Source organism: Gordonia otitidis NBRC 100426 (assembly GCF_000248075.1).
Lineage (GTDB): Bacteria > Actinomycetota > Actinomycetes > Mycobacteriales > Mycobacteriaceae > Gordonia > Gordonia otitidis.
The window spans coordinates 14,409-27,440 of record NZ_BAFB01000036.1 but is presented as its reverse complement, the minus strand read 5'-3'; the positions used below and the strand labels follow the sequence as shown (position 1 = coordinate 27,440).

The 13,032-nt window shown below is 64.8% G+C and carries 12 protein-coding genes; 7 read left to right on the top strand and 5 right to left on the bottom strand.

The genetic code is table 11. The features are described 5' to 3' along the window. The first annotated feature begins 54 nt into the window (after positions 1 to 54). Entirely contained in the window at positions 55 to 1,596 is a 1,542-nt protein-coding gene (locus GOOTI_RS03975) for an alkaline phosphatase family protein (protein WP_007237278.1), read from the top strand. 6 nt (positions 1,597 to 1,602) lie between these two features. Here the strand turns inward: GOOTI_RS03975 and GOOTI_RS03970 are convergent, their stop codons facing one another. Continuing rightward, positions 1,603 to 2,754, bottom strand: coding sequence for a TDT family transporter (locus GOOTI_RS03970; protein WP_007237277.1), 1,152 nt, complete (start codon positions 2,752 to 2,754; stop codon positions 1,603 to 1,605). Between the two features lie 178 nt (positions 2,755 to 2,932). Then, positions 2,933 to 3,253: a putative quinol monooxygenase gene (locus GOOTI_RS03965; RefSeq protein ID WP_007237276.1), complete on the bottom strand. Its 321-nt coding sequence runs from the start codon at positions 3,251 to 3,253 to the stop codon at positions 2,933 to 2,935. A gap of 152 nt (positions 3,254 to 3,405) precedes the next feature. On the opposite strand from GOOTI_RS03965, the gene GOOTI_RS03960 reads away from it, so the two are divergent. Together GOOTI_RS03960 and GOOTI_RS03955 are read left to right on the top strand one after the other, a co-directional pair. Beyond that, positions 3,406 to 4,830, top strand: coding sequence for an aldehyde dehydrogenase family protein (locus GOOTI_RS03960; protein WP_007237275.1), 1,425 nt, complete (start codon positions 3,406 to 3,408; stop codon positions 4,828 to 4,830). A 126-nt stretch (positions 4,831 to 4,956) separates the two neighbouring features. Next, the gene (locus tag GOOTI_RS03955) at positions 4,957 to 6,192 is read left to right on the top strand and encodes an SAM-dependent methyltransferase (RefSeq protein ID WP_007237274.1); all 1,236 of its coding nucleotides are present in this window, start codon (positions 4,957 to 4,959) and stop codon (positions 6,190 to 6,192) included. On the opposite strand, the gene GOOTI_RS03950 is transcribed toward GOOTI_RS03955, so the two are convergent. Next, complete coding sequence (locus GOOTI_RS03950) at positions 6,185 to 7,048, bottom strand: alpha/beta hydrolase (protein ID WP_007237273.1); 864 nt, start codon at positions 7,046 to 7,048, stop codon at positions 6,185 to 6,187. The genes GOOTI_RS03955 and GOOTI_RS03950 overlap by 8 nt on opposite strands. Positions 7,049 to 7,123: 75 nt before the next feature. Then, positions 7,124 to 7,945 (bottom strand): SDR family NAD(P)-dependent oxidoreductase, encoded by an 822-nt coding sequence (locus GOOTI_RS03945; protein ID WP_007237272.1) that lies wholly within the window; start codon positions 7,943 to 7,945, stop codon positions 7,124 to 7,126. Positions 7,946 to 8,061: 116 nt separating this feature from the next. On the opposite strand from GOOTI_RS03945, the gene GOOTI_RS03940 reads away from it, so the two are divergent. Then, positions 8,062 to 8,961 carry an SMP-30/gluconolactonase/LRE family protein gene (locus tag GOOTI_RS03940; protein WP_039993347.1) on the top strand — a complete coding sequence of 300 codons (900 nt, stop codon included), beginning with the start codon at positions 8,062 to 8,064 and terminating at the stop codon, positions 8,959 to 8,961. 5 nt (positions 8,962 to 8,966) lie between these two features. On the opposite strand, the gene GOOTI_RS03935 is transcribed toward GOOTI_RS03940, so the two are convergent. After that, entirely contained in the window at positions 8,967 to 9,653 is a 687-nt protein-coding gene (locus GOOTI_RS03935; protein ID WP_007237270.1) for a GntR family transcriptional regulator, read from the bottom strand. 143 nt (positions 9,654 to 9,796) lie between these two features. Between GOOTI_RS03935 and GOOTI_RS03930 the strand changes: the two genes are divergently transcribed. From GOOTI_RS03930 to GOOTI_RS03920, 3 genes are read left to right on the top strand one after another with little or no spacing between them, the layout of a single operon-like run. Beyond that, on the top strand, positions 9,797 to 10,987 hold the full coding sequence (locus GOOTI_RS03930; protein WP_007237269.1) for an acyl-CoA dehydrogenase family protein: 1,191 nt from the start codon (positions 9,797 to 9,799) through the stop codon (positions 10,985 to 10,987). Positions 10,988 to 11,028: 41 nt separating this feature from the next. Continuing rightward, positions 11,029 to 11,775 (top strand): 3-oxoacyl-ACP reductase FabG, encoded by a 747-nt coding sequence (fabG, locus tag GOOTI_RS03925; protein ID WP_007237268.1) that lies wholly within the window; start codon positions 11,029 to 11,031, stop codon positions 11,773 to 11,775. Continuing rightward, entirely contained in the window at positions 11,772 to 12,965 is a 1,194-nt protein-coding gene (locus tag GOOTI_RS03920; protein ID WP_051997853.1) for a CoA transferase, read from the top strand. The genes fabG and GOOTI_RS03920 overlap by 4 nt, the downstream gene beginning before the upstream one ends. Positions 12,966 to 13,032: the final 67 nt, after the last annotated feature.

The window sequence follows — 13,032 nt, the reverse complement described above, 5'->3', positions numbered from 1 at the left end:
CGCGGGGGACGCGCCCGGACACCTCACGGCACCATCGATCCACCAGGAGTGTGTATGTCGGAGATGCCTTTTGGCGGTCTGAGTCGTCGGGAGTTCCTGTCGAGAGTGGCCGCAGTCGGCGGCGGCGCGCTGCTCACGTCGTGGGCCGCACCGATCATCGACAAGGCATATGCCCAGGCAGACCCGGCCGGCACCGGTTCACTCGACGACATCGAGCACATCGTGTTGTTCATGCAGGAGAACCGTAGCTTCGACCACTATTTCGGCACCTACTCCGGTGTGCGTGGCTTCGGCGAGTCGACGCCCCTGTGGCGACAGCACGGATGGGCACCGGGCGTCGGGCCGACGAAGTCGGGATACACGATGCCCTTCCGCCTCGACACCGAGAACGACGCCAATCTCGACGGCGAGTGCATCAACGACCCCGACCACTCGTGGGCAGGACTGCACAAGGCGTGGAACGACGGGCGCAACGACGGCTGGCTTCCGATGTCGATCGAATCGGTCGGTCCCGCCAACGCGCCGGCACTCATGGGCTACTACGAGCGCGACGACATCCCGATCCACCGCACTCTCGCCGAGGCATTCACGATCTGCGACGCCTACCACTGCTCCGTTCTCGGCCCCACCGACCCCAACCGGCTCTACTGGATGAGCGCGACGCTCGACCCGGAGGGCGCACACGGGGGGCCACTACTCGAAACACCCACGCTGATACCGAAGTTCGCCTACAGCTGGCGCACGATGCCGGAGAACCTCAGCGACGCGGGGGTGAGCTGGAAGATCTACAACAACAAGGATCTCGGCCCCGTGTCGTCGGTCGTCCTCGACGGCATGATGGGCTGCTTCAAGCAGGCACAGGATCCCAATTCGGAGCTGGCCCGACGCGGTATCGCACCCACCTACCCCAACGACTTTCGCGCCGACGTCGCAGCGAACCGGCTGCCCAAGGTGTCATGGGTCGTTCCGCCCGCCATGGAATGCGAGCACCCCGCTCTGCCCGCCGCTCTCGGCGCGGTGGGCATCGTGCAACTCCTCGACATCCTCACGTCCAATCCCGCCGTGTGGGAGAAGACCGCTCTGATCATCAGCTACGACGAGAACGGCGGCTTCTTCGACCACGTCGTCCCGCCGACAGCACCGCCCGGCACCAAGGGCGAGTACGTCAGCGTGCCGAACATCAACAAGGTCTCGTCGTCGAAGGGCATCCGCGGTCCGATCGGGCTCGGCTACCGCGTGCCGTGCTTCGTGATCTCGCCGTACAGCCGCGGTGGGCTCGTTGCGCGCGAGACGTTCGACCATACGTCACAGCTGAAGCTCATCGAGAAGCGATTCGGGGTGGACGTTCCGAATCTGACCGCCTGGCGCAGACAGACCGTCGGCGACATGACGACGGTGTTCGATTTCGCACACCGTCCCAACTCGGCACGACCGCGGCTCGGGGACCCCAATCCCAAGGCGCAGAACGCGCTTGTCAGATGCGGTCCAAACATCGCCGCCGGTACAGCCGGGTACGGCAAGCCCTATCCGGTGCCGCCCAATCGTATGCCGCGCCAGCAGCCGGGCACACGCAGGTCACCGAGCGGCGTCGTCTGAGCCCGTTCAGGCGGCTGCCGGCAGGCGACCGCCGAGAACCGCTGCAACGGTGCGCGCGAAGACAAGTGCCCATACGACGAGGAGTACCGCGAACAGCACGACGGCTGCACCACGAAACATAGTGGACTGCAACGCGGTTCCCAGAGCAGCCAGTCCCGTCACACAGGTGCCGATCGGGAACGTGAAGCTCCACCACGTGAGGGCGAACGGCATCGAACGACGCACGTTGTGCACCGTGACGGCGGTCGCGAGCACGAACATCCCCGCACCCAAACCGGTGGCGGCGAGACCGTAACAGACGCCGACGTCGATCAGACCCATGCCGATCACATGCTGACCGGTGCGCCCGGCCAACGCGTTGTCGGCATGGGCAGCAAGAGAATTGGCCGCCGTGACGGACTGGCCGATCACACCCAGCGTGATCCAGATCGTCGGTGCGGCACTCCCGGTCGGCACACCTCCGCGCAGCAGCCGACCATAGATGAGCGTCAGTGTGAAGATCCCGAGGAACAGGCTCAGCCCGAACAGCATGTAACACAGCGCGAGGAAGCCGAGCCGCCATTGGCCGGCCGGGACGTGGTCGACGAGCAGCGCTCCCGTCGTCGCCGACACCATCGGTGGCACAACGGGCATCAGCCAGGCAGGGAGCGCGACGAGATCCGTGCGTCGATGATGACGCGTCATCATCAGATACGGCACCCCGATCGCCGTGCCGAGGCCCGTCAGGGTTCCGACCGACCACAGCACGGCGTCGACGGTAACCGCCGTCTCGGACCCGAGGGTCGACGATCCGACGGTGATCGTGCCCGCCCCGACGGTCAACAGCGCCATCGGGATGGCCCCGTAGAACTGCACCATGACCGGGTCCATCGCGTAGTGACGCGCGTGTACGGGATGCCGGAGCCAATGGGCGGCGAATGCCACGGAGACCAATACGAGCAGCACCACCGCCAGCAACCAGATCGCGGTCGCCAGCACTTGGACCGTCTGCAGCTGTCCGGCAACACTGATCGCCGACGTCGCGACTATCCCAGTGCCCATCACCGTCGCGAACCAGTTGGGGGTGATGTGCGCGAAGGCGTCGCCGATCCGACGCCCCGCCGACGACGTGTCGACTCGAATGTCGCGAGCACGCTGGCGGTCGAGGATCTCGGTCATTCTCTGAGCATGGGCCGTGACGCATACCGCCGGAAGATGGCTCGAAATTGTGGGGTCACAAGGCTCACTTGTGACTATCGATGCAGGCCGCGTTCCGGAGAGCGCCCACTCGGCAACACACAGCGCCCACTCGACCGGTAGGTGGTCGAGTGGGCGCTGTGTTCAGCCCGTTGTGCAGTCAGTCGACGGACATCTCCCCTAGCTCCGACCATCCGTCGGCGTCGACCGTCGTGTTGATGATCTCGGGAGTGGCGACGAGGAACTGCGGCAGGTCGGCCGTCGCCTTCTTGAAGTGATCGCTCGACACGTGCGCGACGGCGGCATCGTCGTCGAATGCCTCGATCAGGACGTACTCGTTCGGGTCGTCGAGGCTGCGTGACCACGCGAACCACTTGTTTCCCGGTTCCGACCTGGTGGCTTCGGTGAACTCGGCGACCAGCTCGGGCCACTGGTCTGCATATTCGGGTTTGATCTGCCATTTGGCGACGATGTGGATCATGCACCAAGACTAGGTCGACCACACGACAAGGCGGAATGGCCGCGACGTCTCATTGTGAGAACCGCTTCGACAGCACGTACCGGGAGGCGAGTCACCTCACCCCAATGGCCCGGGCGTAACTTTGGTCACACAGCACCACAGGAGGAGAAGCGATGCGCGAGATCACCACGTTCTACATCGACGGCCAGTGGGTGGAGCCCGCTGAACTCAATCTCATCGATGTCATCAACCCTGCGACGGAAAAGCCCGCAGGACATGTGGCGTTGGGCACCGCCGCCGATGTCGACGCCGCGGTCGCCGCGGCCCGACGCGCATTCGCGACGTGGGGTCGCACTTCGGTCGACGAGAGGGTCGCGGTCCTCACCGCGATCATCGACGAGTATCAGAAGCGTGCCGACGAACTGGCCGACGCCGTGACCGAGGAGATGGGTGCCCCGTCCGGGTTGGCACGCGCCGCCCAGGTACCGATCGGCCTCGGACACCTCATGACCGCCGCGGCGTCACTGCCCGAGTACCGCTTCGCGGAGGACCGTCGGACCTCACGGATCGTCAAGGAGCCCATCGGCGTGTGCGGCTTCATCACCCCGTGGAACTGGCCGCTCAACCAGGTGATGTGCAAGGTCGCCCCCGCGCTGGCAACCGGCTGCACGATGGTGCTCAAGCCGTCGGAGGTGGCCCCGTTCTCTGCCGCGATCGTCGCCGAGATCTTCGACGCCGCAGGCGTTCCGGCAGGCGTGTTCAACCTCGTGAACGGTGATGGCCCGGGTGTCGGTTCGGCCTTGGCTGCACATCCCGACGTCGACATGATCTCGTTCACCGGCAGCACGCGCGCGGGCATAGAGGTGGCACGAACCGCTGCGCCGACGGTCAAGCGGGTGGCGCAGGAACTCGGAGGCAAGAGCCCCAACATCATTCTCGACGACGACGATCTGGCGAAGAACGTCGCCGGCGGTGTGGCAACGGTGATGACCAACTCGGGACAATCGTGCAACGCCCCCACCCGCATGCTGGTACCCAACGCGCGTCTCGACGACGTGATCGAGGCCGTGAAGTCGGTCGAACCCTCGCTGACCGTGGGTGATCCGACCGGCAAGGTGCGTCTCGGCCCGGTGGTGTCCGAGCCGCAGTTCGAGAAGATCCAGGGACTCATCGAGCGCGCCATCGACGACGGCGCGACACCGGTCATCGGCGGACCCGGCAGGCCCGACGATCTGCCCAGCGGCTACTACGTACGACCGACTGTGTTCTCCGGTGTCACCAACGACATGGAGATCGCGCGCACCGAGGTGTTCGGGCCGGTGCTCGTCATCATCGGGTACGACGACATCGACGAAGCACTCGAAATCGCCAACGACACCGAGTACGGACTTGCGGGATACGTGTCCGGCAAGGATCTCGACGAGGTGCGCCGAATCGGCGAACGGATCAGGGCGGGATCGATTTCACTCAACGGCGCGCAACTCGACCCGTCGGCGCCGTTCGGTGGCTACAAGCAGAGCGGTAACGGCCGCGAGTGGAGCGATTACGCGTTCGACGAGTTCCTCGAGGTGAAGTCGTTGCTCGGCTACGAGTCCTAGATGTATGAGGCCTAGACGTCGGAACGTCCGGATGGGTGATACCCGGCACGGCCACCCATCCGGATGCAATGCGGCCAACGAAGAATCGGTGACAGTCGTACCAGGTCGACCACGCAAGGAGCTCCGATGACCGTTGCCCGTGACATCGCCGACGTGATCGAACGTCATGTGCGCGGCGAGATTCCCGTGCACCTCACGGCGTGGGACGGCAGTGTCGCCGGCCCCGACGACGCGCCGCACGTCGCGATCTACAGCGCCGATGCGCTACGTCGACTGGTGTGGCATCCCGGCGAACTCGGCGCAGCGCAGGCGTACGTCACTGGCGAACTCGACGTGCTCGACGACCTCGACGACGCGCTCACCCATGTGTGGGGCGTCGCGCGCGAACGCCACCTCGCCGGCATCCGACCGTCACCGCGAATCGTGGTCGACGCCGCGAGGTTGGCCTTGCGCTACAGGCTGCTCGGCCTTCCCAAGGCTCCACCCGCAACGCAAGCACGTGTGCGGGGACGTCTGCATTCCCGCGCCCGCGACAGGGCCGCGATCAGTCACCACTACGATCTCTCGAACGAGTTCTACGAACTGATCCTCGACGACCACATGGCGTATTCGAGCGCCTACTGGACCTCAGACGATCCCTACTACACGCTCGCCGATGCCCAGGCCGACAAGCTCGACCGGGTGTGCCGCAAAGTGGGCCTCGATACCCGACCCGGACAACGGTTCCTGGATATCGGCTGCGGCTGGGGTTCGCTGTCGCTCTACGCCGCAGAACATTTCGACGCCGAGGTGGTCGGTGTCACCATCTCGCGCGAGCAGAAGGCGTTCATCGACGAACGCATCGCACAGCGTGGGCTCGCCGACCGCGTCGAAATCCGCGTGCAGGACTACCGTGAGATCCCCGACCGTCCCTTCGACGCCGTGGCATCACTCGAGATGGGTGAGCATGTCGGTGAGCAGAACTATGCAACCTACGCACAGGTGTTGCACGACAAGGTCGTTCCCGGCGGCATGGTGTGCGTGCAGCAGATGTCACGACCGGAGGGCAAACACCCGGGAGGCGGCCCGTTCATCGAGTCGTTCATCGCTCCCGACATGTACATGCGGCCGGTCGAACGCACGATGCAGTACCTGACCGACGCGGGGCTACGAGTCGACGACGTCGAGGAGATGGCGGAGCACTACGTACGCACCGTCGACGGCTGGTACGACACATTCGAGAAGAACTGGGCGCGTGCCGTCGATCTGGTCGGCGACGAGATGGCCCGGGTATGGCGGCTCTACCTGGTCGGTGGGCGCATGGCGTTCCGTGACGGACGCATGGGCGTCGAACAGATTACCGCCACACGGCCGCTCACGTAGCGGGCACGTGCGCGTCGAGCCAGGAGACGACCGTGGTCAGCACCTTCTCCTGCTCGGGCTCGTTGAAGATCTCGTGGTAGAGGTCGTCGAAGATGACGAGGGTCTTGTCGTCTGAGCCTGCGAGCCGCTCGACCATCTCACTGCCCGCGGGATTGGTCAGTCGATCGGCTGAACCGTGCATGACCAGCAATGGGAGGCGCAGCGACCCCACCCGGTCGGGGAAGCTCTGCATGGTCGACAGCATCTCCGCACCGAGTCTGGCGGGAATTCTCGCGCGCGTGACCATCGGATCCGACTGGTATGCCTCGACGACGGCGGGATCACGCGAAACCGCCGTCGAATCGAGAGCGATCGTCGGCAGCCACGGGGCAACCTTGCCGAGGATCTGCGAGACCGCGATGACCGGGCCGGGCATGTCGTCGCCGGGCATCACGGCAGCGCCGGAGAGTACGAGTCCGTCGAGCATGTCCTGATGGTCGAGTGCGTAGTCGAGCGCGATACATCCGCCCATGCTGTGCCCGAGCAGGTAGGTGGGCAACCCGTCGATCGCGGTTTGTGTGATGACGGTGTCGAGGTCGTCACTGAACTGCTTGAATGACTTGATACGCAGCCGTTTTCCGCCCGATCTGCCGTGGCCGAGGTGATCGGGGATCGCCACTGCGTACCCGGCGCTGGTGAACTTCTCGGCGACGTGCGCGTATCGACCGCCGTGCTCGCCGAGCCCGTGGGCGATCACGACAAGAGCGCGCGGTTCCGCTGGGGTGAGGGTCGTGTAGAAGATCTGTTCGCCGTGCTTGCCGGAGAAGGTGCGCTCCTCCGTCGTGACGCCGGGCGTGCCGTCTGCGCTGTCAGCCATTGCGCCATTATTGCTCACCGGGCCGCTCGAACGACGACGATCACCACGGTTGATGACCGGGCGCCAGCGCCTCGGTCAGATCAGACTCTCCGACGCCGCCCACAATCCGTCGATGAGGTCGCGGCGCCGTGCCTGTCTGTTCTCTCTCCCGTTGGGCTTGAAGCGATCGAAGTACACACCGTTGATAGTCGGATCGGCACCACGCCGGGCCAGTTCGATGAGCGGTTGCGCGCCCTGCTCCGGTGTGATGGTGCCGACCCGCTTGAGTGGTGTGCGGTAGAACAACCCGATGAATGCCGAGTCTCTCCCGAAGCTGGACGCGACCACTCCGGGATGCACAGCGGCAGAGACTATCCCGTCCCCACGCCACCTCTCGGCGATACCGCGGGTGAACATGATGTTCTCCAGTTTGCTCGTTCCGTAACAGCGCAACTCGAATGGTCGCCTGCGTTCGTAGTCGAGGTCGGTGAGGTCGACACTGCCTGCGAGATTCCCGAAGCTCGATGTGTTGACCACCAGGGCACCGCCGTCGGCGGCAAGGCGATCCTTCAACAGCGTGGTGAGCAGAAAGCCGGAGAGGTGGTTGATCTGGAAATTCGGCTCATGGCCGTCGGCGGTGCGCTGCGATGGCGAAAAGGTTCCGCCTGCGTTGTTCAGGAGAACGTCGATCGATCCCGTGTGACTGGCGATCTCGTCTGCCAGCTTCCGGACGTCGTCGAGCCGCGAGTAGTCGGCGGTGAACCATGTCGCGCCTGTCTCTTCGGCCACGGCCTCGGTCTTCTCACGGGACCTTCCGACCACGATCAGGTCGGCATCGTCACCCGCGAGTTCCCTCGCCGCCACCGCGCCGATCCCGTCGCTCGCACCGGTGATCACGATCGTCGGTTTGTCTGCCACTGAGCCCCCTCCTCGGTCGCCGCGCGCGGCGTGAACACATGCACTCAGGTCTACACGTTGCTGCCGAATACGCGGAGTGGCCACGGTCGTCGGTCGAGGGTTCCTACACTCCGATCATGACCACACCACAGCAGCGCACCGTCGTCTCCGACATGTCGTTCACGGAATGCCCACGATGGCACGATGGCCGGCTGTGGTTCGTCGATTTCTACACGCATGCCGTCTATTCGGTGAAGGAAGACGGCTCTGAGCTCCGTACAGAGCTCGAGGTTCCCGCGCAGCCATCCGGGTTGGGCTGGCTCCCCGACGGCAGGCTGCTCGTCGTGTCGATGAAACATCGCACGATCCTTCGGCTCGAAGACGACGGATCGGTTGTCGTGCATGCCGATGTCAGTGCGCACGTCACCGGCCATCCGAACGACATGGTAGTCGACGGAGAGGGCCGCGCCTGGCTGGGCAACTTCGGTTTCGACCTCATGGCAGGCGCCGACATCGAACCTGCGTCACTGCTCCGTATCGACCCGGACGGCACCGTCACGTCCGTCGCGTCGGGACTCTACTTTCCGAACGGTAGCGTGGTGACACCAGACGGTACGACGCTGATCGTCGACGAGACTTTCGGAAATCGCATCAGTGCGTTCACGATTCATGCTGACGGCTCGCTCGGAGAGCGTCGGGACTGGGCGCGGTTCGGCGACCAGCCGTCGTCTCCCTCCCTTGCCGACGCCTTGGGCATGGCCGTCGTCGCCCCCGACGGATGCGGACTCGACGCACAGGGGTGCCTCTGGGTCGCCGACGCTGTCGGTTCTCGTGTCATCCGAGTGCGGGAGGGCGGTGAGATCGTCGACGAGATCGCTCTCGGCACAGGCGCATACGCGTGCATGCTCGGCGGAAGCGCCGACGACACCTTGTTCATCAGTTGCGCGCCGGATTTCGACGAGCACGCACGATCTGCAGCACGGGAGGCCACCATCCGTGCGGTTCGGGTAGCCGTGGGTCACGCGGGACGCCCGTGACCGGTTCACTCTCTCCAGAAACCCGCTTCTTCGAGGAGTTCGACGGCGCGGTGTCCGCCGCGGAGGAAGTGACCTTCGATGAGCGTGCGGGCGATGCCGGGTGAGCGATCACGCAGGGCGTCGAGGATCTCGCGGTGGTCGCGCAGTGAGGAGGCGACCGCGTCGGGGTGGGAGTCGAAGAAGTTCGGCGGGATCGCGCGGCTGAGCAGTCGCAACTCGGCGATGAGCCGACGCGACCGGGAAGCCTTGTTGATCATGCGGTGAAATGCAGAGTTCAACCGCTCCATCTCGAGGAGGTCGTCGGTCGCCTCCATCTGCGCCGCCAGAGCGTCGAGGTCGGCGAAGTCATCGTCGGAGAGGTTTGCCGCGGCACGTTCGGCTGCGAGGCCGGAGATGACGCCGAGCATCCAATAGTGGTCGCGGATGTCTTCCCGCGAGAGGTCGGCGACATATGCTCCGCGCCGCGGGATGGTCTCGATGATGCCCTCGCCAGCGAGTGCGATGAGCGCCTCCCGCACCGGGAGCTTGCTCATCCCCAAGCGCTCCGCCAGCGCATCCTGGTCGACCTTCGACCCGGGCCGCAACTCTCCCGCGAAGACGAGGCTGCGGATCTCACGCGCTGCGGATTCCTTGCGCACCGACGACACGGTGTCGGACCCGGTGTCGATCTTCTCGTGAGGCTTGACAGTCACCGGTCGATGGTAGCGCGTCGTCAGTTACCTCTGCCCAGCAATTAATATCATTTTCGCAGCACTTAACAGGGCAAAGGGGGTTCTACACTGCTTCTATGTTCACACCCCTGGTGTCGACGGCGTGTTTTTGATATTTTCCAGACATGACCGCTGCAGCAGCACACGATCACCGACTAGCCGTCGACGCCGAGGATTTCGCACAGATCCATCAGCTGGTCCACGACTTCATCCGCACCAAGGTGGTGCCCCGTGAAGCGGAGATCATGCAGACCAACGAGATTCCTTCCGACCTGCGAGCGCAGGCGGCCGAGATGGGCCTGTTCGGATACGCGATCCCGCAGGAATGGGGCGGGCTCGGCCTCGATTTGACCCAGGACGTCGAACTGGCGATGGAGTTCGGTTACACCAGTCTCGCCCTACGGTCGATGTTCGGGACCAACAACGGCATCGCCGGGCAGGTGCTCGTCAACTTCGGCACCGACGAGCAGAAAAAGCAGTGGCTCGAAGGCATCGCCTCGGGTGAGGTTGTCGCATCCTTCGCACTCACCGAACCAGGTGCTGGCTCCAACCCTGCGGGACTGCGCACCAAGGCGGTGCGCGACGGTGACGAGTGGGTCATCGACGGACAGAAACGCTTCATCACCAACGCCCCCATCGCCGACCTGTTCGTTGTTTTCGCACGCACCCGTCCGGCAGACGAATCCGGCACCGGCATAGCGGTGTTCCTCGTTCCCGCAGACACTCCAGGCGTCGAGGTGGGGCCGAAGGATTCCAAGATGGGCCAGGAGGGCGCCTGGACCGCCGACGTCACGTTCGACGGCGTGCGCGTGCCGGCGTCGGCGCTCGTCGGCGGCGACGAGGAGAAGGGCTACAAAGCCGCCATGACCTCGCTGGCGCGCGGTCGCGTCCACATCGCCGCCCTGTCGGTCGGCCAGGCACAACGTGCGCTCGACGAATCAGTGGCTTACGCAGCCAGTGCCACCCAGGGCGGAAAGCCCATCGGCACCTTCCAACTGGTCCAGGCGATGCTCGCCGACCAGCAGACGGGCGTGATGGCCGGACGCGCGTTGGTGCGCGACGCCGCCGCCAAGTACGTCTCCGGCGAAGATCGGCGCACCGCGCCGTCCGCGGCGAAACTCTTCTGCACAGAGATGGTCGGTAAGGTCGCCGATCTCGCCGTGCAGATCCACGGCGGCACAGGCTACATGCGCGAGGTACCCGTGGAGCGCATCTACCGCGATGTGCGGTTGCTGCGTCTCTACGAGGGAACCAGCGAGATCCAACGACTCATCATCGGCGGCAACCTCATTCGCGCAGCGTCGACACACAGCTGATACTCCACTTTCCCGATCGAGAGAGAGAGAATTCTACGCCCATGCCCGGACCACTCCTGCACAACCAGACCGCCGTGATCACCGGCGCCGCACAGGGAATCGGATTCGCCATCGCGCAACTGTTCGTCGACGAAGGCGCTCGCGTCGTCATCGGCGACGTCAACGCCGAGGCCGCCGAGAAGGCCGCCGTCGAACTCGGCGGCACCGAGCGTGCCATCGGGGTGCGATGCGACGTCACCGTCAGCGACGACGTCGACGCGCTATTGGGAGCTGCCGCAGACGCATTCGGTCCCGTGGATGTAATGGTGAACAACGCGGGCATCACCCGCGATGCCACGATGCGAAACATGACCGAGGAGCAGTTCGACCAGGTCATCAACGTGCACCTGAAGGGGACCTGGAACGGCACCCGAAAGGCCGCGGCCATCATGCGTGAACGCAAGTCCGGTGCGATCGTGAATCTGTCGTCACTGTCGGGCAAGGTCGGCATGGTCGGGCAGACCAACTACTCGGCAGCCAAAGCAGGCGTCGTCGGCATGACGAAAGCGGCCGCGAAAGAGATGGCACACCATGGTGTTCGGGTCAACGCCATCCAGCCCGGGCTCATACGCTCGGCGATGACCGAGGCCATGCCACAGAAGGCCTGGGATCAGAAGATGGCCGAGATCCCCATGGGCCGTGCAGGCGAAGTCAGCGAAGTCGCCACCGTCGCGCTGTTTCTCGCCAGCCATCTGTCGTCGTACATGACAGGGACGGTCATGGAGGTCACCGGCGGGCGATTCATGTGACCACAGCGGATACTCAGACCGGGTCTGACACCCGTCGACCACTTCACGGTGTGCGTGTGGTCGAGATCTCGAGCTTTGTCGCCTCGCCGCTGTGCGGGCTCACTCTGGCCCAGTTGGGCGCCGAGGTGATCCGTGTCGATCCGATCGGCGGCGCTGCGGACGTCAACCGATGGCCGCTCACCGACGACGGCAGCGCCTCCATCTACTGGACGGGACTCAACAAGGGCAAGAAGTCGGTCACCGCTGATCTGCGCTCAGCCGAGGGACAATCAATGGTGAGGAGTCTGATCACCGAGTCCGGACCCGGCGGCGGCATTCTCGTCACCAACTCGGGCGGTCGGGAGTGGATGAGTCACGAGGCGCTGGAGCAGGTTCGCCCCGATGTGATCACGCTGGAACTACTCGGCGGCTCCGACGGCTCTCCCGCCGTCGACTACACGGTGAATGCCGAACTCGGTTTCCCCCTGATCACCGGGCCGGTCGACCACGCCGGCCCGGTCAATCACGTCCTGCCGGCGTGGGATGTGATCTGCGGGTTGTACGCGGCTCTCGCGATCACCTCCGCCGTGCGTCGACGTGAACTCACCGGAGTCGGCAGCCGAATACGATTGCCGCTCGAGGACACAGCACTCTCGATCGCCAGCACCCTCGGATATCTCACCGAGCCGCAGGTGAATTCGCGCTCTCGTGAGGCCACCGGCAACGACGTCTACGGAACCTATGGCACCGACGTGTCGACCGCCGACGGCGACCGGTTCATGATCGTTGCACTGACGCCCCGCCATTTCCGCGATCTCGTACAGCTCACCGACACAGGCGAGGCGATCGGCTCCCTCGAGCGTGCGCTCGACGTCGACTTCTCCCTCGAAGCCGACCGCTTCGCTCATCGCAGTGTGCTGAATGCGCTGTTCGGCAAGTGGTTTGCCGAGCGCTCCACCGATGAGGTTGCTTCCGTGCTCGCCGCCTCGTCGGTACTGTCCGGGCGATACCGCACGTTCGACGAGGTGGTGGCGTCCGGTGCGCTCGAAGCGAATCCCTTGTTCGCCGAGCTCGACCAGCCCGGTATCGGGCGATACCTCGCCGCCGGCCTACCCGCGACGTTCGACGGCGAGCAGTACTTCGTGGGGCCTGCGCCACAGCTGGGCGTGCATACGCCGGTCACCCACACATCGGGCGTCGGATCGGACTGAGTGCGTCAGGTACCGGCGCCGCGGGCTCAGCTACTGATTCCGGTGCCGGAGGGTCTTTTCGCCTGCA

Coding starts and splice junctions, on each gene's coding strand:
- GOOTI_RS03975 (WP_007237278.1), top strand. CDS start 55: ATGTCGGAGATGCCTTTTGGCGGTCTGAGTCGTCGGGAGTTCCTGTCG.
- GOOTI_RS03970 (WP_007237277.1), bottom strand. CDS start 2,754: ATGACCGAGATCCTCGACCGCCAGCGTGCTCGCGACATTCGAGTCGAC.
- GOOTI_RS03965 (WP_007237276.1), bottom strand. CDS start 3,253: ATGATCCACATCGTCGCCAAATGGCAGATCAAACCCGAATATGCAGAC.
- GOOTI_RS03960 (WP_007237275.1), top strand. CDS start 3,406: ATGCGCGAGATCACCACGTTCTACATCGACGGCCAGTGGGTGGAGCCC.
- GOOTI_RS03955 (WP_007237274.1), top strand. CDS start 4,957: ATGACCGTTGCCCGTGACATCGCCGACGTGATCGAACGTCATGTGCGC.
- GOOTI_RS03950 (WP_007237273.1), bottom strand. CDS start 7,048: ATGGCTGACAGCGCAGACGGCACGCCCGGCGTCACGACGGAGGAGCGC.
- GOOTI_RS03940 (WP_039993347.1), top strand. CDS start 8,062: ATGACCACACCACAGCAGCGCACCGTCGTCTCCGACATGTCGTTCACG.
- GOOTI_RS03930 (WP_007237269.1), top strand. CDS start 9,797: ATGACCGCTGCAGCAGCACACGATCACCGACTAGCCGTCGACGCCGAG.
- fabG (WP_007237268.1), top strand. CDS start 11,029: ATGCCCGGACCACTCCTGCACAACCAGACCGCCGTGATCACCGGCGCC.